This window comes from Euzebya sp. (genome assembly GCF_964222135.1).
Lineage (GTDB): Bacteria > Actinomycetota > Nitriliruptoria > Euzebyales > Euzebyaceae > Euzebya.
Window position 1 is genome coordinate 12,631 of record NZ_CAXQBR010000028.1, and the last position, 18,215, is coordinate 30,845.

14 protein-coding genes and 1 tRNA gene are annotated in these 18,215 nt (G+C 72.4%); 10 read left to right on the plus strand and 5 right to left on the minus strand.

Annotated features, from left to right (window positions below):
- The first annotated feature begins 22 nt into the window (after nucleotides 1-22).
- Nucleotides 23-694, plus strand: a complete 672-nt coding sequence (locus ACEQ2X_RS07380) for an ACT domain-containing protein (RefSeq protein ID WP_370325151.1) — start codon at nucleotides 23-25, stop codon at nucleotides 692-694.
- On the opposite strand, the gene ACEQ2X_RS07385 is transcribed toward ACEQ2X_RS07380, so the two are convergent.
- Nucleotides 688-3,030, minus strand: coding sequence for a cell wall-binding repeat-containing protein (locus ACEQ2X_RS07385; protein WP_370325152.1), 2,343 nt, complete (start codon nucleotides 3,028-3,030; stop codon nucleotides 688-690). The two genes, ACEQ2X_RS07380 and ACEQ2X_RS07385, sit on opposite strands and share 7 nt — an antisense overlap.
- A 243-nt stretch (nucleotides 3,031-3,273) precedes the next feature.
- Between ACEQ2X_RS07385 and ACEQ2X_RS07390 the strand changes: the two genes are divergently transcribed.
- The 6 genes from ACEQ2X_RS07390 (at nucleotide 3,274) to otsB (ending at nucleotide 8,396) form a co-directional block, all read left to right on the plus strand.
- Nucleotides 3,274-4,704: a wax ester/triacylglycerol synthase family O-acyltransferase gene (locus ACEQ2X_RS07390; protein WP_370325153.1), complete on the plus strand. Its 1,431-nt coding sequence runs from the start codon at nucleotides 3,274-3,276 to the stop codon at nucleotides 4,702-4,704.
- A gap of 11 nt (nucleotides 4,705-4,715) precedes the next feature.
- A complete protein-coding gene (locus ACEQ2X_RS07395) occupies nucleotides 4,716-5,492 on the plus strand; it encodes an XdhC family protein (protein WP_370325154.1) in 777 nt (258 codons plus the stop codon).
- Nucleotides 5,489-6,109 carry a tRNA isopentenyl-2-thiomethyl-A-37 hydroxylase MiaE gene (miaE, locus tag ACEQ2X_RS07400; protein WP_370325155.1) on the plus strand — a complete coding sequence of 207 codons (621 nt, stop codon included), beginning with the start codon at nucleotides 5,489-5,491 and terminating at the stop codon, nucleotides 6,107-6,109. Before ACEQ2X_RS07395 ends, miaE begins: the two co-directional genes overlap by 4 nt.
- A 79-nt stretch (nucleotides 6,110-6,188) precedes the next feature.
- Nucleotides 6,189-6,791 (plus strand): TIGR03086 family metal-binding protein, encoded by a 603-nt coding sequence (locus tag ACEQ2X_RS07405; RefSeq protein ID WP_370325156.1) that lies wholly within the window; start codon nucleotides 6,189-6,191, stop codon nucleotides 6,789-6,791.
- A 38-nt stretch (nucleotides 6,792-6,829) separates the two neighbouring features.
- Entirely contained in the window at nucleotides 6,830-7,603 is a 774-nt protein-coding gene (locus ACEQ2X_RS07410) for a 5-formyltetrahydrofolate cyclo-ligase (RefSeq protein ID WP_370325157.1), read from the plus strand.
- A 1-nt stretch (nucleotide 7,604) separates the two neighbouring features.
- Nucleotides 7,605-8,396 (plus strand): trehalose-phosphatase, encoded by a 792-nt coding sequence (gene otsB, locus ACEQ2X_RS07415; protein WP_370325158.1) that lies wholly within the window; start codon nucleotides 7,605-7,607, stop codon nucleotides 8,394-8,396.
- A gap of 304 nt (nucleotides 8,397-8,700) precedes the next feature.
- Here the strand turns inward: otsB and ACEQ2X_RS07420 are convergent, their stop codons facing one another.
- Genes ACEQ2X_RS07420 through ACEQ2X_RS07430 form a run of 3 tightly spaced genes read right to left on the minus strand, consistent with a single transcriptional unit; the run spans nucleotide 8,701 to nucleotide 11,203 of the window.
- A complete protein-coding gene (locus tag ACEQ2X_RS07420) occupies nucleotides 8,701-10,128 on the minus strand; it encodes a trehalose-6-phosphate synthase (RefSeq protein ID WP_370325159.1) in 1,428 nt (475 codons plus the stop codon).
- 10 nt (nucleotides 10,129-10,138) lie between these two features.
- Entirely contained in the window at nucleotides 10,139-10,861 is a 723-nt protein-coding gene (locus ACEQ2X_RS07425; RefSeq protein WP_370325160.1) for a hypothetical protein, read from the minus strand.
- A 42-nt stretch (nucleotides 10,862-10,903) separates the two neighbouring features.
- Nucleotides 10,904-11,203 carry a DUF3467 domain-containing protein gene (locus ACEQ2X_RS07430; RefSeq protein WP_370325161.1) on the minus strand — a complete coding sequence of 100 codons (300 nt, stop codon included), beginning with the start codon at nucleotides 11,201-11,203 and terminating at the stop codon, nucleotides 10,904-10,906.
- A gap of 47 nt (nucleotides 11,204-11,250) precedes the next feature.
- Between ACEQ2X_RS07430 and ACEQ2X_RS07435 the strand changes: the two genes are divergently transcribed.
- The 3 genes from ACEQ2X_RS07435 (at nucleotide 11,251) to ACEQ2X_RS07445 (ending at nucleotide 13,061) form a co-directional block, all read left to right on the plus strand.
- A tRNA-Val gene (locus tag ACEQ2X_RS07435) sits at nucleotides 11,251-11,324 on the plus strand.
- Between the two features lie 108 nt (nucleotides 11,325-11,432).
- Nucleotides 11,433-12,587: a tyrosine-type recombinase/integrase gene (locus ACEQ2X_RS07440; RefSeq protein WP_370325162.1), complete on the plus strand. Its 1,155-nt coding sequence runs from the start codon at nucleotides 11,433-11,435 to the stop codon at nucleotides 12,585-12,587.
- A gap of 150 nt (nucleotides 12,588-12,737) precedes the next feature.
- Nucleotides 12,738-13,061 carry a transposase gene (locus ACEQ2X_RS07445; protein WP_370325165.1) on the plus strand — a complete coding sequence of 108 codons (324 nt, stop codon included), beginning with the start codon at nucleotides 12,738-12,740 and terminating at the stop codon, nucleotides 13,059-13,061.
- A gap of 1,938 nt (nucleotides 13,062-14,999) precedes the next feature.
- Here ACEQ2X_RS07445 and mobF read toward each other — a convergent pair.
- Nucleotides 15,000-18,191, minus strand: coding sequence for a MobF family relaxase (mobF, locus tag ACEQ2X_RS07450; protein WP_370325166.1), 3,192 nt, complete (start codon nucleotides 18,189-18,191; stop codon nucleotides 15,000-15,002).
- Nucleotides 18,192-18,215: the final 24 nt, after the last annotated feature.

The window sequence follows — 18,215 nt, forward strand, 5'->3', positions numbered from 1 at the left end:
TGCGTCGCTAGCGTAGGGATCCATGCGGTTCGCCCTGAGGCTGTCGTTGCCCGACCGTCGTGGTGCCCTGAGCGCCGTCGCGAGCGCCATCGGCCGTGCCGGCGGCAACATCGTCTCCCTCGACGTGATCGACAGCGTCGACGGGATGGCCGTGGACGACGTCACCGTGGAGGCCGACGCCGACGCCGACGCGCTGCGGCGGGCGATCGAGGAGGTCCCGTCGGTCGTCGTCGAGGCGATCATGCGCACCAGCGACTTCCGCGACCCCACCGCACCGCTCGAGCTGGCCACGACGATGGTGGAGACCGGGTCCGGCGCGGTGAAGCTGCTGGTCGACGGACTGCCCCATGCCCTGTGGTCGTCCTGGGCGCTGGTCGTCGCCGGCACGCACCTCGGGCCGGAGATCATCCACACCGCGGGGGAGGTGCCGCCGGTGGAGGGGCTCGAGACCCCGTGGATGCCCCTCGACCAGCTCCGCCGGCTGCCCCGGGCGCCGTGGATGCCAGAGACCTGGCGGGCGCACACCGAGCTCGAGCTGGTCGCCGCCCCGCTGGCCCAGCGCAGCACCGTGGTCCTCCTCGCCCGTGAGCGGGGCCCGCGGTTCCTCGACTCCGAGGTCGCCCAGCTCGGGCGGCTCGCCCGCGTCGCGGTCCGCGCCGAGGTGCTCGCCGCGCAGAACGGCCGCCGCTACTGACCGAGCTGCTCGAGCTGCCACTGCTGGTAGCTCGAGACCACCCCGAGGCCGCCGAGGACGTCGATGTCCCCGCGGGCGGGCAGCGCGGCGAAGAACGCCGCGGCGTCGGGATCGGCGGTGATGTCACCGCCCGGGACGATCATCAGCGGCGCCCGGCGTACCGCCGCCAGCGGCCCGCCGGCCAGCGCGTCGGGGAAGTCCGCCCCGGTGGCGACCACCAGGCCGTCGGACAGGTCGGCATGGGTCGCCAGCCAGGCGTTGACCGCCGCGGCGGTGCCGAACCGACCGGTCCCCGACAGGCGGGGGACGGCGACGCCGAGGTCCTCCACCTCGTCGACGACGTCGGCGGAGATCCGGGACGTCCCGCCGACCACGACGACCTCGTCGAGCTCGGCGAGGACCGCCGCGCTCGCGGGGTGGAGCCGATCGGGTTCGGTGAGGAGGATCGGCATGTCGAGCATGCCGCCGGGGCCGGCGGCGACCAGCGCGTCGGCGAAGCTGCCCGCCGAGGCGAGGAACGCCCGGGACACCCCCCGGCCCGGGACGGCTGAGACGACGCCGTCGAGGGAGTCGGCGATCGCCGCCGCGGTGTCGAACCGCGACTGGCCCGCGACGCGCTGGGCGACGATCCCGCGCGCGGTCAGGTCGTCGACGACCCCGCCGCCGATCACCGCCGGACCGCCGAGGAGCACCACCCGCTCGACCCCGAGGTCGTCCAGGGCCTGTGCGGTCACGTCCGGCACCGCGTCCCTGGCGGTCAGCAGCAGCGGACCGCCGAGCACGGCGGCGAGGGGACCGCCGGCGAGGGCGTCGGGGAAGGCATCGGCGACCGCCAGCACCGCGGTCCGCGCCCCGCCGCCGAAGGCGTGGCGGGCGACCGCGGCGGCGGTGTCGACCCGACCCGCCCCGCGCAGCCGGTGGGTGCCGTCGAACGGCTCGGCGTGGGTCACCTGCAAGCTGGTGGCGACCGACCGGGTGACCGCGTCGCAGCAGGGGTCGTTGCGCATGATCCCGTCGACGACGAGCTGGGACGAGGCGCCCCCGTCGAGGCTGAGCGCCTCCACGGCCCCCAGGGCGATCATGTAGCGGGCGAGCTCGGCGATGGTGAACCCGTGGGTGATGCCGGGGCGGCGGCCGTCGGCCGCGACCAGCAGCGTGCGGCCGTCAGCGGTGACGCCGATCGCCGACCGGGGTGCCCTGACGTTCGAGTGCACGTGCGGCTCGAACCCCTCGTCGACCCACCCGCCCGGGTCGGTCACCTGCCCGCCCTCGACGATCATCGGGCCGCTGGCCAGGCCTCGGACGACCTGCGCCCAGTCGTCGTCGCGGTCCGAGGACCGGGCCGAGATGCGGGTGGCGACCGTGACCGCGTCGCCGACCGCCAGGCCGTCCAGCGCGGTCGCGCCGGAACCGGTGCCGGCGAGCAGCACCTCGCCCGGCCTGGGGGTGAACACGCCGGGCTCGTCGCGCTGGATCGCGGTGACCGTGCCGGTCAGGGACCCGGTGACCGGCCAGTGCGGCACGGCGACCCGGACGACGGCGAGGTCGACGGGCGGCTCGGTCGGCGGGGGAGGGGTGAGGGGGACCGGGTGGGTGACGGTGACCGTGCCGCCGTAGTCGGCGGTGTAGGCCAGCAGGGAGTGGGTGCCGTCGTAGAACTGCTCGCCCTCGTCCCGGTGGCCGCGGTTGATGCCGTTGAGGGGCACGGTGGTGCCGTCCGGCAGGGTCACGGTCTCGGTGGTGTCGATCCGGTCGACGAGCAGGCGGCCGTCGGCGGTCCACCCGACCGTGCCGCGCGGCCCGGCGCCCTGGGTCTCCGCGTCGCTGATGAGCCGCCCGTCGCGGGCGAAGAACCCGTTGGGCTCGCCGTAGGGCTTGCCGAGCCAGAACCCGCCGTTGATGGCGGCGACCGAGCCCAGAAGGGGGTCGCCGCTCTGCACCGCGACCGGTGCGGTGCCGCGGACCGTGCCGTTCGCGTGGGTCGGCTGGATGGTGACCGGTGCACCAGGGTCGAGGTGGACGATCTGGACGTCGACGCCGAGCCCCTGACCGACCGCGGTGCGGCGGATGTCGTGGCGCACGCCGGGCCAGATCGGCGACCCCGCAGGTGCCGGCTCGCCGTCGAACTGGGTGAAGGTGCTCCCGGGCGGCACCTCGAGCCAGCCGTCGTCGACCGGCCCGCCCTCCGGCGCGGTCAGGCCGGCCAGCTCGGGCGGGGCGGTGGCGGTGCGGTCGGCGGTCCCGGCGGTCGCCGGGGCGTGCGGCACGGCGAGGGCGACGGCCAGGGCCGCGCCGAGCGCGGGCACGAGCGGGCGGAGGCGTCGGGGAAGCGACATGCCGACGATGCTGCCGCAGATCGTCCTCGGCGCCGTGGACCTCCGGCGGGGGACCGGGGCAGTCCGTCGGGTTCGTTGCGATCCACGGAACAGAGGTGACGGACCTCCGTGGTTCGAGCCCGGTGCGGCCAGGGGTGTGTCGGGTTCGTTGCGTGTGCCGAGACGAAGCTGACAGACCCCCACGGGCGGCTGGCTCCGCACACCCGGTTCGCCGACGACGGCCGGGCCAATACGCTGTCGGCCATGGCAGTCGACCGGCTCAGCGTCCTGGACTCCTCCTTCCTGCGCCTGGAGACGACCAGCCACCACATGCACGTCGGCGGTCTCGGCATCTTCGAGCCGGGTCTGGCCTACGCCGACGTCGTCCGGGTGCTGCGCGACCGCATCGACGCCGTGCCGCGGGCACGCAAGCGCGTCCGCGACACCCACCCCCTCGCCGGGCGGCCGATCTGGGTGGACGACCCCGACTTCGACCTGAGCTACCACGTCCGCCACGCCGCCCTCCCCACGCCGGGTGACCGCCACCAGCTCGGCGAGTTCCTCAGCCGGCTGATGGGCCGCAAGCTCGACCGCGCCCGGCCGCTGTGGGAGATCTACGTGATCGACGGCCTGGAGGGCGACCGGGTCGGCATGTTCCGCAAGACCCACCTGGCGATGGCGAACGGCGAGGACGGGGATCCCTTCGGCGCGCTGCTCGACGACCACCGCTCCGCGCTCGAGCCGGAGGTCGGGCGCTTCACCGCGGCATGGCACCCCGACCGCCCACCGCCGTCGTCGGTCGTGGTCGCCCAGGCGATGGCCGAGCGGCTCGACCGCGGCCAGCAGGCGGCGATGGCGGTCGTCGAGACCCTCGACCCCCGCGTCGGCGTGCGCCGGGCGACCGCGGCTGCCGGCTCGGCGCTCGGGTTGGTCGGCCGCATGGTCCGCGGGGCGCCGCAGTCGCCGCTGAACAAGCGCCTCAGCCCCCACCGCCGCTTCGCGATGGCGTCCTGCGAGCTCGAGGACCTCCGCGTCGTCCGCCGCGCGTTCGGCGGCACGATCAACGACGTCGTGGTCGCCGTCGTCGGGGACGCGGTCGGACGGCTGCTGCGCTGGCGGGGGCACGAGACGAAGGACCTCGACCTCAAGGTGATGGTGCCCGTCCGCGTGGACGAGCGCGTCGGGGGCGCCCCCGGGGTCGGCGAGACCCGCACGGTCGGGGACGGGGTCGTCGGCGTCCTCGCCCCCCTCCCCGTCATGCAGATGGACCCCGTCGCCCGGCTCTACCGGATCATGGGTGAGATGGCCGGGCTGAAGGAGTCCCGGCAGGCCGTCGCCGCCGACCAGCTGGTGCGGCTGGCCGGCTACGCCCCGCCGGCGCTGCACGCGAGCGCCGCGCGCGTCGTCTCGGCCGACAGCCGGTACAACGTCGCGCTGTCGAACGCGCCGGGGCCGCAGGAGCCCCGCTACCTGGCCGGGACGCTGCTCGAGGAGTCCTACCCGTTCATCCCCCTCGCCGGCGACAGCGCGCTGTCCCTGGCCGTGTCGTCCTACGCCGGACAGATGTTCTTCGGCCTGCTGGGGGACCGGGACACCCTGTTCGACATCGAGCGCCTGGGCGACTTCGTCACCGAGTCCGTCGACGTCCTGCGCAGCGCGGCGCTCGACCAGCTGGCACAGGCGCGGGAGCGCTGAGGAGGGTTCCGGTGCGCATCTACGACGCGTTGGCGAGGGCTCGCGGCCGGGGGGAGCGGGTGGTCCTGATCACGGTCCTCGAGGTGAGCGAGCAGGCGTCGTCCCACACCGGGGCGAAGATGGTCGTGGGTGAGGACGGGCCGCTCGCCGGATCGCTCGGCTGCAGCGAGTTCGACACCGCCGGGGCGGAGGTGGGGGCTGAGGCGCTGGCCTCCGGCGGCCCGATCCGACGACGCGTCAGCTTCGGCGGTCACGGCGAGGAGCGGGCCATCGAGGTCTTCGCCGAGGTGCACGACCCCGAGCCGGCGGTCCTGGTGCTGGGCGCCGGTCCCGTGGGCCGCGCAGTGGCCGCGCAGGCCCGGCTGGTCGGCCGGCGGGTGGTGCTGGTGGATCCCGGCGGGACGACCGACGTCGCACCCGGTGTGGAGGTCGCCGCCGACGATCCCGGCCGCCACCTCCTCGCCGCGCCACCGGGTCCGCTCGACGCGGTCCTCCTGAGCGACCACGACGCCCCCTACGTCGACGAGGTGCTCCGGATCGCCCTCGCCAGCGACGCCGCGTTCGTCGGCATGCTCGGGTCACGCCGCCACGCCCCGTCGGCGGTCCGCCGCCTGCGCGACGCCGGGGTGCCCGAGACCCACATCGCCCGGCTGCGCGCCCCCGTCGGGCTGGACATCGGTGGGCGGGAGCCGGCCGAGATCGCCCTGTCGATCGTGGCGGAGATCATCGCCGTCGAGCACGGCCGCGACGGCGGACGGATGGGCGTCGACTGGTCGAGCGCCGGATGACGACCCGCGATCCGCTGATCCCCGACGAGCGGGTCGATGCGCTGCGCATCGCCACCCCGCCCGGCTGGGAGGCCGTCGCGCTGGCCGACCTGCACGCGACGATGAGCGACCACGCGCACGCTGAGAAGAAGGCCGCGCTGGCCGGCCTGTCGCTCTTGAACGCCGAGCCCGAGCGCGACGACCTGGTCGCCCGGATGGCGAAGCTGGCACGCGAGGAGATCCGCCACCTCGACCAGGTCCTCGGCCACATGCGAGCCCGCGGCTGGTCCCTCAGACCGGATCGGGCTGACCGGTTCGCCCGGGCCCTCATCGCCGAGCGGCGCGGCGGGCGAGGGGAGGCTGCCCTGTGCGACCGGCTGCTCGTCGCCGCGCTGATCGAGGCGCGGTCCTGGGAGCGGCTGAACCTCCTCGGGATGGCCCTGGCCGAGGCCGGTGAGGACGAGCTGGCGGCCTTCTACGTCGAGCTCGCCCGGTCCGAGGCCGGCCACTACCGGGTCTTCGTCGACCTGGCGGCCAGCGAGTGCCCCGGCGAGGACGTGGCCGCGCGCCTGGGCGAGCTGGCCGAGGTCGAGGCCGCGGTCATCGCGGCGCTGCCGCACGAACCGCGGATCCACTAGCTCGCCAGGCCTCGATGAGTCGGAGGCCGCCGGCGCGTCTGCACCCGTGCCGGCCCTCAGGCAGCACAGGAGGCGGGACGTGGAGACCATCGCCCAGCGCTACCGGCGTCGCGCGGACGCCGTCGTCCGATTGGTCGCCGGCGTCGACCCGGCGCGGTGGGCGGGCCCATCGCCCTGCGCCGCGTGGACGGCGCGCGCGGGGGTCGACCACCTCGTGATGATGCACGGGGCGAGGCTCGGCCCCCTCGGACGCGCCCCCTCACCGGCACCTGCCGTGGCCGACGACCCGCTGGCCGCGATCGCATCGGCGGTGGGCGACGTGACCGCGGTCCTCGACGATCCGGTGCTGGCCGCGACGACGTGCACCTCACCGGCCGGCACGATGACCGCCGCACGCCAGATCGACGAGGTCCTGAGCGACGACCTCGTCGTCCACGCCTGGGACCTGGCGCGCGCCACCGGCCAGGACGACGTGATGGACCCTGACGACGTCGCCCGGCTGTGGGCCTCCACGACCGCGATCCCGACCGAGGTCATGGCGACGTTCCGCACGCCCGGCGCGTTCGGACCCGGCATCGAGGTGTACGGACCCGAGGTCGTCGTCCCCGAGGACGCCCGGTTGCAGGATCGGCTGCTCGGCTTGCTGGGGCGGGATCCCCGCTGGGTGCCGGCGATCCGCTGAGCTTGCGCGCGCGGGGTCGGGACGGGTAGGCAGGGCCCATGGCCCGGACCCCCCACGACCACGCTGCTGACGCCGGCGGTGATGCCGACGTCCTCGCCGCGAAGGCGGCGCTCCGCGACGAGGTGTGGCAGGCCGTCGTGGACGCCGGCGCCAGCCGGTTCCCGGGGGCGTTCAACCGCATCCCGAACTTCGTCGGGGCGGAGGACGCCGCCGAGCGGCTCCGCGCCCAGCCGGAGTGGCGCGACGTGACCGCGGTCAAGGCCAACCCGGACAGCCCGCAGTGGCCGGTGCGGCAGCGCGCGCTCGAGGACGACAAGGTCGTCTTCATGGCCGTCCCGCGGCTGGCCGAGGACCACCCGTTCGTCGCGCTGCGGCCTGGCCAGCTGACGGTCTCGCCCCGCGCGGCCAGCTCCATCAAGGGGTCGGGCACGCACGGTCTCCCGGTGGCGGTGGAGGACCTCGACCCCATCGGGCTCGTCGTGACCGGCTGCGTCGCCGTCGACCCCTCCGGCGCCCGGCTCGGCAAGGGCGGCGGGTTCGCCGACCTCGAGTTCGCGATCGCGCAGGCAGCCGGCCTCATCACCGAGCGGACGGTCGTGGCGACCACCGTGCACGATGCCCAGGTCGTCGATGCCGGCCGGATCCCCCTGACCGACCACGACGTGCCCCTCGACCTGATCGTCACCCCCACGCGGGTCATCCGCGTCGAGGGGCGCCGCACGCGCCCGCCCGGCGTGGTGTGGGAGGAGCTCACCCCGGAGAAGATCGCCGCCATCCCGCTGCTGCAGCGGCTGGCGACCGAACGGAGCTGATGTGACGACCGAGGCGACCGAGGCCACCGGATCGGGCTGGCCCGTGGGCGACCCGTCGACGGCCTGCCTGGTCCTCGACTTCGACGGGGTCCTCGCCCCGATCGTCGAGGATCCGGCCACCTCCGCCATGCCGGACGCGACGCGGGAGGTCCTGCACCGCCTGGCCGGCCTCGTGGGGCGGGTGGCGATCGTGTCGGGGCGACCGGCGTCGTTCCTCGCCGAGCGCGTGGGCGTGGTCGGCGCGGAGCTCGTCGGGCTCTACGGCCTCGAGCGGGTCGTCGACGGGGAGGTGGTCCCCGACGACCGGGTCGAGCCGTTCCTGGACGACCTCGACGCTGCCCGCGGTGCGCTGGCCGGTGCGGTGGCGGAGTGGCCGGGCGCGGAGCTCGAGGACAAGGGCAGGGCGCTGGCGGTCCACTGGCGGCGGGCGACCGACCGCGAGGGGGCGGCGCGCGCGCTGGGCGAGGCCGTGCGGGCGGCATCCGGCGAGCTGGCGGTCGAGGACGGGAAGATGGTCGTCGAGCTGCGTCCCCCCGTGCAGGCCGACAAGGGCACCGCGGTCGCCGCGCTCGCCGACGGGTACGCCGACGTCGCGTACGCCGGCGACGACCTGGGGGACCTGCCCGCCTTCGCGGAGGTCGCCCGCCGGGGAGGGCTCGCGGTCGCCGTCGACCACGGCGAGGAGACCGACGACCGGGTGCGCGAGGCCGGCACGATCGTGGTGGACGGCACCGACGGCGTGATCGCCTGGCTGGAGGCCGTCGCCGACCGCGTCCAGGGCCGGTCGGCCTAGCACCCGGGGGACGTTCGGGGCCCAACCGCACGTTCTCCCGCTCCGCCAACCACTCGACTGCACGCCAGCCGGGACTGTCCCGGACAGCGTGCAGCCCGCCACCGCCGCGCACCGGACGACGTGCAGTCGGCCATCACGGGCCACCGGACGGCGTGCAGGTGGAAGACGGTGCGACCCGACGGCGGCGCCGAGCTCGGCCCACCTCTGCCGCGTACATGCCCCGCTCGGCAGCGATGACGGCGGCCTCGAAGCCGGCGCCGACCGGCCCAGGCGGCCCGCCGGTGCCTGACGAACCACCTGACCGTCAGGACCGGAGGGCCTCGGCGAGGGCGGCGCGTTGGGCGGCGAGCCAGTCCGCCGGTGACCCCTGGGCCGCGGCCGCCTTCAGCGACAGCGCCCGCCGGCTGCGCTCGGCCTCCGGCATCGTCAGCGCCCGACGCAGCGCATCGGCCTGCTGCTCGACGTCGAAGGGGTTGACCAGCAGCGCGTCGCCCATCGTCGTCGCCGCACCGGCGGTCCGGCTGAGGACCAGCACGCCGTCGTTGTCGTTCAGCGCGGGCCCCTCCTTGGCGACCAGGTTGGTGCCGTCGAGCACCGGGTTGGTCAGGAGCACGTCGTAGGACTGCAGGGCCGCGACGACCCGGGGGAAGTTCTCGGTCGTCTCGAGCTCGAGGCACGCCTCACCCCACCGCTCGCGGATCCCGTCGGCCTCGGCGACGCAGCGCTCGAGGTACTCGCGGTACTCCGGCACCCCCTGGCGGGAGGGGTTGAGCAGCAGGTGGAAGTGCACCTGGTCCGCCAGGTCCGGGTCGTCCTCCAGCACCCGCTCGAAGGCGTGCAGCCCGCGCAGGATGTTCTTGGAGAGGTCCGTCCGGTCCGCGCGGACCAGCAGCGTCCGCCCGTCGGCGCGGGCCAGCAGGTCCTCGCGCTCGGCCTTCGCCGCGTCGGACCGGGCGACCTGCCCCAGCCCGGCGGCGTCGATGCCGAGCACGAAATCCCGGACCAGGGTCGACGTGCCGGTCGTCCGGATGCGGTCGAAGTCGGCCACGCCGCCACCCAGCTCGACCATGCAGTCGCGCAGGCTCGCTGCCCACTCCGGGGCGGAGATGCCGACGAGGTCGCAGGCGCCGAGGCCCTCGAGGATCCCCTCGACCATGACGTCGGGCAGGCGCCGGAAGTAGGTGGGGTGCACCCACGGGGTGTGGACGTACAGCAGGATCTTCGCGTCCGGCAGTGCCCGGCGGATCGTCGGGGCGGCGGTGAGCAGGTGGTAGTCCTGCAGGTGGATCTCCGCGTCGACGCCCTCGGCCTCGGCGATCACCGCCTCGGCCACGAGGTCGTTGACGGCCTGGTAGTCCTCCCACGCCTCGGTCCAGGCCCGGCCGGCCGGCTCGTACGGCTCGGCCCAGAGCTGGTGGAGGGTGAACCACAGCAGCCGGTTGGCGACCTCGTTGTAGTAGGCGGCGTACCGGTCGCCGGCGTCGACCAGCCGGAGGGTGAACGTGCCCTGGCCGGTCTCGGCCTCGAACGCCTCGTCGGGGTGTGCGGCCGCCATCTCCCGGTCGCCCTCCTCGAGCGCCACCGAGACCCACGTGCCGGGGCGCTGCTGCAGCGCGCCGCCGAGGGCGACGATCAACCCGCCGGCGCCGCGCTTCGGCGTCCACCCCCCGTCGTCGTCCTGCACCCACGACACGGGCCCGCGGTTGGACGCGACGATCAGCTTGGTGGCCATGGCCGCGTCCCTACCCCAGCTGGGCGCGGACCGCACGCATCAGCGCGAAGTCGCTGACCGGGGGGACGAGCACGTCGTCCAGCCCGACCGCAGCCCGCTCGATGGCGGCGCGCGCCGGGTCGACGGCCAACGCCTCGACGAGCGGGGAGGGGTTCCAGCGGCGCATCACCCCGCACTGGACGAGGGCGCCCTGGCGGCGCCGGCGCTGGCTGAGCCCCACGAGCTTCCGGCCGGCGACGACGACCTCGCTGCGGCCGAGGGAGGCGTAGCACACCTCGGCGAGGGGGCGCTGCTCGGGCGGACCGAGCCGGGTGGCGGTCGCGGGGCCGTCGTGGAGGGCCACGTCGGCGACGCCGAGGTGCTCGAGGGCCGCCGCCCACGCCCGGCCGATCGGGTAGAAGACCGCACCGAGGTCGTCGTCGGCGAGCCACGGGTGATCGGCGGGCAGCACCACGTCGAGGGAGAGGAGGTCGCCGTCCATCAGGACCGCCCCGCCGCCGGAGGGGCGCTGCAGCTGGACGTGGCCGGGCACGGGCTCAGCGTGGCGCTGGCCCCGCCCGAGCACGATCGCTGAGTCCGTGCTGACGTACCAGCGGAGGCGCGGGCGGCCGTCGCGGCCGGTGGCGTCGAGGAGCTCGACGCAGCGGTCGAGGAGGTCCTCGGCCGGGCCGCGCTCGAGGCCCAGGTCGACCCAGTCGGCCTCGTGCTCGGGCGGCTGCACGGCGGTGGTCACGGCCCCTCTCCTGGCTCGGCGGACGGTCGGGCGGGCCGCACGCTAGCCGATCTCGGAGACCATCCCGAACTTGTCCTCGTACCCCGTCATGTTGGTGTTGAGGGCCCGGATAACCTTGCCGACCATCGTCGGGGCGATCTTCACCCGGCTCACCACCTCGGCCTGGACCTGGCCCTGCTCCCCGCCCGGCATGATCTGGCAGAAGTCGAGCGTGAACTCGTGGGCGGAGTGGCTGACCACCAGGAAGTTCGCGTAGGTGCCGAACTTCCGCTCGTCGTCGACCTTGATCGAGATCTTCGGCTGCTGCGGCGGCTGCGGCTGGGACGGTCCGGTGTCGCTCATGGGCCGCATCGTAGGATGTGGCCCCCGCCGTCGCGACGGCGGCGCTCGGGCGCTTAGCTCAGCTGGCGAGAGCGCCTGCCTTACAAGCAGGAGGTCGGGGGTTCGAGCCCCTCAGCGCCCACCGACGAAACCGCAGGTCAGCGGCATGCTGTGTGTTGGACGCCGGACTCGGACGACCGGCCGTGCCACGTACGTGCCATAAGCAGACCCGCTGTGCCATGCTGGTGCGATGGCAGGGCGCGCCCGGCGAGCACATGGCGGCAACATCCGCCAGCTGACGTCCGGGCGGTGGCAGGTGCGGGTGCGGGAGCGGGGGACGAACCGGTTGCTCAGCCTGGGCACGTTCGCGACGAAGGCGGACGCGAAGGTCGCCCTGGCCGGCGCCGTCGCCGACGTCCAGCGGGGCGCCTTCGTGTCGCCCGAGCGCGGGCAGGTGTCGGTGCAGGCCTACGCACGGAAGTGGATCGAGGAGCACCCGGGGCTGGCACCCAAGACGTTGACGCTGTACCGGTCGCTGTTGCGGCTGTACATCCTCCCCCAGCTCGGCGACCTCCACCTCGCGGACCTCGAGCCCAGCACGGTCAACGTCTGGCATGCCGAGCTGGGCCGCACGACGAGCCAGAGCAACCAGGCGAAGGCCTACCGGCTGCTGCGGGCCATCCTGAACGGGGCCGTGAAGGACCGCCGGATCCTGATCAACCCGTGCCAGGTCACGAACGGGGGCAAGGAGCACAGCGCGGAGCGGCCGATCGCCACGATCCCGCAGGTGTTCGCCATCGCCGAGCACTTCCCGGAGCGGTTGGCCGCGATCGTGCCGCTCGCGGCATTCGGCAGTCTCCGGGTGGGGGAGTGCGCCGGGTTGCAGCGTGCGGATGTGGACCCGTTGGGCAGTAGGGTGCACGTCCGTCGCCAGGTCCAGCGGGACCGGTACGAGGGGCTGCTGATCCGGGATCCGAAGTCGCAGAGCCTCCGCAGCGTGACGCTGCCACGGCAGGTGATGGACGTGGTCGAGGCGCACATGGCGGCGCACACGGGGACCGAGCCGGAGGCGTGGGTCTTCACCCGCCCGCACGGCAATCCCGTGGAGCACAACTACGTCGGCAAGCTGTGGCGCCGTGCACTGGACGTCGCGGCGGCTGAGGACCCGACGATCCCGAAGGGCTTGCGCTTCCACGACCTGCGGGGGACGGGGGCCACGCTGGCGACGGCGCAGGGTGCGACGTTGCGGGAGGTGATGGACCGGCTGGGCCACAAGACGATGGTCGCGGCGATGCGCTACCAGCACGCGGCATCGGATCGGGCGGACACGATCGCGCAGCTGTTGGGCCAGGCGATCGACCAGGCGGCCGGCGCGTCGGTGACGCGGCTGGAGGATCGTCGGTGACCACGGCAGGGGCGCGGGGGTTCCTGGTCGTCCCGCCGGAGGGGCGGCCCTTCGCCGCCGGGTTCGCTGGGGTCAGCTCACGACGTGCAGCACGTCACACCGGATGACTGGCGCTACGTCGTGGCGTGGCTCCGCGCCCGGACGCCGTGGGTGGTCTTGCCGGTTCGAGGGCGACAGGTCCCTCTCGACGATCTTGACGTCACGAACTCCTCGGCAGATCAGCCTGATGGCATCGCCGACGTGGGCGCGGCCACGATCATCGCCATCGTCGGTGACGTGTCCCGCTTCCCGACCGCCGGGCATTTCGCGGCCTGTTGTGGCACCGCCCCATTGGAGGCCTCCTCCGGCGATGTGGTGCGCCACCGGCTGTCGCGGACGTGGCGATCGGCAGATGAACAAGGTGCTGCACGCCGCTCGCTGCCAGGTCCGCAACGGCGGTCCTGGCCGCGTCTACTACCTCCACAAGATCGATGAGGGCAACGGCAAGCTCGAGGCGCTCCGCAAGCTCAGGCGCTCCACCGGGCGCAATCCACGTCGTCGAGGCGAGGCCGGACCCCCTCCTACAGGGTGTCCCAGCCAACGCAAGCACATGCGCCGGAAATTCCAGAGCACATTGCAACCCCCTGCGAGGTGGCACCGTACTGCACTATGGGACCGAACGCAGCCATTCATTGCACAATCGGCTACAACGCCTACGACAAGGTCTATACTCAGGTCCCGTTCGTAATCACAGCTTCACACTGCCTTGGATCAGTTCCAGGATTCGTGGCCGTGGATCATCACAGTGGCGCCGATGTAGGAAATCTCCCGGCCGCGGCTTTTAGACCATTCGGTGGGAACATCGACGCTGGACGGATCCAAGTCATCCCGAACGTCCCGAACGATCCCGTGGATTGGGCTGTTTCAAGGTGGTATTTCCGCCAGACCAGCAGTCATGCAGTTGCGATCACATCGAGGTACACGGGGGTGTCCATCGGTGCCAACATTGGTGTATGCTCCTCTGGTGCCGCAACCGGATGGAAGTGCGGTGCCACACATAGTACATTGAACAACCACACGGTTGAGGGACAGACCTTCAACGGGATGATCGCCTACAACATGTGTACTGATGTTGGCGACAGTGGGGCACCGGTAGTCATCTCCGCCCAGGCTGTCGGAGTCCACAGTGGCCGGTACGCTGCACAATCGGGCAACATCTGCTTCATGTACGGTACCTTTGTTAAGAACGTTGAGGACCACCTGTCCGTGCGCATTCGAACGAGTTGAACGAACATGAAGATATCACGCTCAGGATTCGCCGGCCCGATCTCATGTGAAGTTGATGTTCGCCGATCGCAGCCATAGTCGGCTCGCACGTTCGAGGGCGCCTAGGTGTGACCGAGAGCGATCTGGTCAACCCGTCCACCGTCATATTGCTTCGGTGTTGTTGATAGGTTCACTTTTTTCGGCATCTGGTGGTTGCGCCCGTGCCGATGAGGTGTCCCCGGATAGTCCGTCCTCTGAAAGGGAAGGGGTGGTCATTGTGGACGGCACTCCAGTGGAACAGAACTTTCCGGAGGGTCAGGGACGGATAATTGAGGAGGGTCCTCTTGGTCCTCTGGTGGCGGTGACGGGCGACCTCGTCTCCTCGGTCGGGGAAGAGGCCGTGCTGGGACTGAGCTCGGCTACCGTAGCCTGTGAGGACGGGTCGGAATTGGCGCCTGAGGATCTGGTGGTCGGCATGAACATACGCTTCGAGATCGTCGGCGTACTTCAGAGTAGTCCAGCAATCGCCTCGACGAGATCAGTCACTGTGACAGGTGAATGTCCCGAGGACCATGCCGATTGGTAGCGATGTGAAGGCGTGACACGGGTGTAGTTCTCGGCGTGATAGACACGGGGCACCAACTTGCAGATGAGTGGCATTGGCACCCTCCTTCAGAGCGGATTGGTGGGTGTCCATGCGATCACCTGGCGAGAGAGGCCGTGGTGCTCGTGGGTGCCGTGCCAGAGCCTGCCACGGTCAGGCATGCGGTAGCGGACCCTCTCTGTGTCAAGGGGTCTTGATCTGGTGCGTCGTCGAGGGCACGACGATGCGGTCTCATGCCCGGTTCCGGCGGGACGGTGGAGGGCGTAGGGTGCGGGGGTGGTTCGGGGCGTGACTCGAATCAAGAACCGGTGATGGAGTGGGATCCGGTCACGCGGACTTCGGTCTCGTCTCCACTTGTCCGCCCCGAACCGCGATCAGCCAGCAGTCGCCGGTACACGACGGTGGCGAGCTGAGTGTGTGGTCCGCGTTTCCGCAGGTGCCACGGTGGTGCCAAGTTGGCACCACCGTAGGGTCCCCGTGCAGACTGGATTCGGCCTCTGGCCTGCACTCCTGACTCCTCCACGCTCCACGCCCGATGAGACGCAGCAGCTATCCCGTTTGTGTCAGCGAATCTCGTCGAATCTCGACGACAGTCGCGGCCTCCAGGCGACATCGATGGCGGTCACGGTCTCACGATTCCTGGGTGGTTCGTGTCGCGTGTCGTGGGCATCATGCTGTCCCGCCAAGGAGGAGCGGAGGCGGTGGCGGTCAAGTGCGGCAGCGGCGATGGATGCGTCGGCGCGTTGGGCCTCCGATGAGGGTGGCGGCCCAAGTGGAGTGTCCGCGGTGATGGCATACCTGTCCCGGTAGGACGCGACGGTCAGGAGCTCGCGGCTCCATCGATGGCGCTGCGCAGCCCACGGCGGCAATGCGCCGAGGTGGCGGAGCCACGATGCGCCGCCCGCGACTGCCCCCCGGAGCACAGCTTCTGCCCGCTGGATGATCAGGTGCTCGCGGTCGTCAAGAGCTACACGTATCTCGTCGGTCATGGGGCCGTCGGCTCTGGGGATGAGTCCGGCGACCAGCTGCGCGGGCCGCTGCTGGGTTCGCGACGCTTTCGTGGTGGCGAGGGTGACGCGGTGGTGGAGCACGGCGGCGATGTCGTCAGCGTCGTCGAGGTCCCGGGCGGCGACGAGCCTGTAGAGAAGCTCTTCCGGGTTGAGGTGGTGGGCCTCGGCTCGTCGTAGCGCGGCCGTGAGGGGGCTGAACGCGTCGGAAGTGAGGACTTGGTCGGCCTGGTCGCTCGTGAGGCCGCAGGTGCCGATCAAGCGGGTCCAGCGGTTGTGTTGGGCGGCGGCGGCGATGGTCTCGTACTCCGCGGCGAGCTGGGCGATGCTGCCCCACCGGTCCTGCTCGTCCCGGAGCGCTTCGTGTGCGGACCGCTCTGCACCGACCCGGGCCAGGACGCCGGCGAGCACCGTTCGGCCGGTTGCGTTGCCTCCGTCGTGATGGGGCTCGAGTTTCGCGGCGTCGGTGGCGATGTAGGCGATGTTCGCGCTCCGCCCGCGGGTCATGGCGACGTACAGCGTCTCTCGGGTCATCGCCGGGGTGACGATGGCGTGAGCGGTGTCGACGGTCGCGCCTTGGGCTCGATGGGCCGTCACCGCGTACCCGAGTTCGACGTGCTCAGCCACGTACTCGACCGGGAGGTGGACGGTGCCGCCGTGCCCGTGGACGGTCAGGGTGCCGTCGGCGTGGATCGAGGACACGGTCCAGTGGTCGCCATTGCGGACCCACCGTCCTGAGGCGTCGGCGAGCCGGCGGTGGTTGCGGCGGGTCACGATCACGTCGCCGACACCGGCAAGCGTTCGGTCGTGCAAGCGGACGACGGTGGACGGGTCGACGTCGCCGGCGGCCACGCGGTCGGTGTGGGCGCGCTGGTTGAGGGCGGTGACGTGCTCGCGGGTCGGGGCGATGAGGAAGCTGGTCTTGCCGTCGGCGAGGTCGGCGTGCCAGGCGGTGTAGGCGGCGTCCAGCATCGCGTCGGTGTCGCCGTCGTGAAGCTGTCCACGGCTGGCGTAGGTGTCGAGCACGGCGGGGCTGCCGTCACGCAGCTGCATGGAAGCCGTCTTCTCCCCGTCGTGGTGGAACCGGCGGACGTCGGTGAGCTCGGCGACGTCGTCGCGGTCGATGGCGAGCAGCCTGAACGCTCCGCCGGCATCGACGGCGGCGAGCTGGGCGGGGTCGCCGACAAGGAGCAGCTTCGCTCCTGCGTCGGCGGTTGCGGTGGCGATGCGGTGCAGGGTGTGGGTTCCGGCGAGGGAGGCTTCGTCGACGATCATGAGCTGCCCGGCACCCAAGCCGGCCTTGCCGGCTTGGAGGTCGTGGAGCCACTTCGCGGTGGTCTCGGTGTCGATGTCGAGGTCAGCGCCAAGGACCTCGGCGGCCGCGGCGGACGGCGCGAGGCCGATGACGCTGCCGGGGCCGTAGAGGTGCTCCCACGCGGTGCGGAGGGTGCGCATGGTGGTGGTCTTGCCTGCGCCGGCCGGGCCGACGAGGATGTCGAGCACACGGCCGGACATGGCCACCTTCTCGATGGCAGCGACCTGGTCGTCGCCGAGCCCGCCGGCGTGGTGGACGACAGTGACGGCGGGAACCCGAGGTGCGTGCGTCGCCCGAGACAGCTGCAGCAATCGGTCCTCCGCGGCGAGGAGCTCGGCAGAGGTGAACACCTCGGAGTGCCGCGGGCGCAACACGCTGGTGCCGTCCTCGCGCCTCAACTCCACCGGCACGGGCGCAAGGTCAGGCGGGGTGAGCTGGACCGACGCGGCCTCGGCGGCGTGCATCACGGCGGTGAGAACGGCGTCGCGGTCGGCGGTGCTGTGGAACCGGACGCCCATCAGCTGGCGGGTCGCCTCGGCGTGCAGGTTCCACCGTCGCCACGTCGACCGACGCTCACCAATCGCCTCGACCACGGTGGCGGCGATCCCCTCAAGGGTCTCCGGCGACAGATCCGAGGCGTGCAACCGCTGCTGCGGCCGTCCCGCGAGCGCACCGTGCAGCCACGCGACCGCCGGCGCGCCGTGCTCATCGGCGGTGACGTGCCAGCGGTCGGTCAGCTCGCCGAGGGAGTGCAACGCCTTGTCCGGCCGAGTGGCCAACGTGGCCCTCTGCCGCAACTTGATAATCGCCCTCGGCGACGGCTGATGGCCGTGCGCGGCGACGTACCCGGCGACCAGCTGGTCCGTCGCCGCGCCGATGTCGCCGGTGCGCGAGGAGAAGGCGTCCAGCAGCTCGTCGGGCACGCCGGCGATCTCCCAGCCCGGGTTGCGATCCGCGCCGCGGTCACGTTGGGTCCAGATGACGCCGAGGGTGCCGGTGAGCCGGTCGGCCAGGACGGCGTTGTAGTGCTCCGACAGCGCCACCGTCGCGGCGTGCACGGCACGGCTGTCCAGGCTGCGCCACCTGCCGTCCAGCACCGTCTTGACCTTGTTCGCGATGACGACATGGGTGTGCAGCTGCGGGTCGCCGGCGCGGGAGTCGTAGTGGTCGAACGCCGCCGCCACCACCCCCTCCACCGGCACGTGGGCGACCGCCCCGTCCGGCCCCCTCGCGCCCATGCGGGTGACCGCCACCTCCCGCTCCACCAAGCCGATCACGTCACGGATCGCCGCGTGGTGCGCCTCGACGATCACCCCGCGGGTCACCTCGTCCGTGAGCGCCCACAACACCGACACCGACTTGGGGACGCTGAACGTCAAGTCAAACCCCGCCACCGCACGACGGGACCGCCGCTTCCACTCCTCCGCCGTGATCCGTGCGACGGCGGCCGCGCGGGC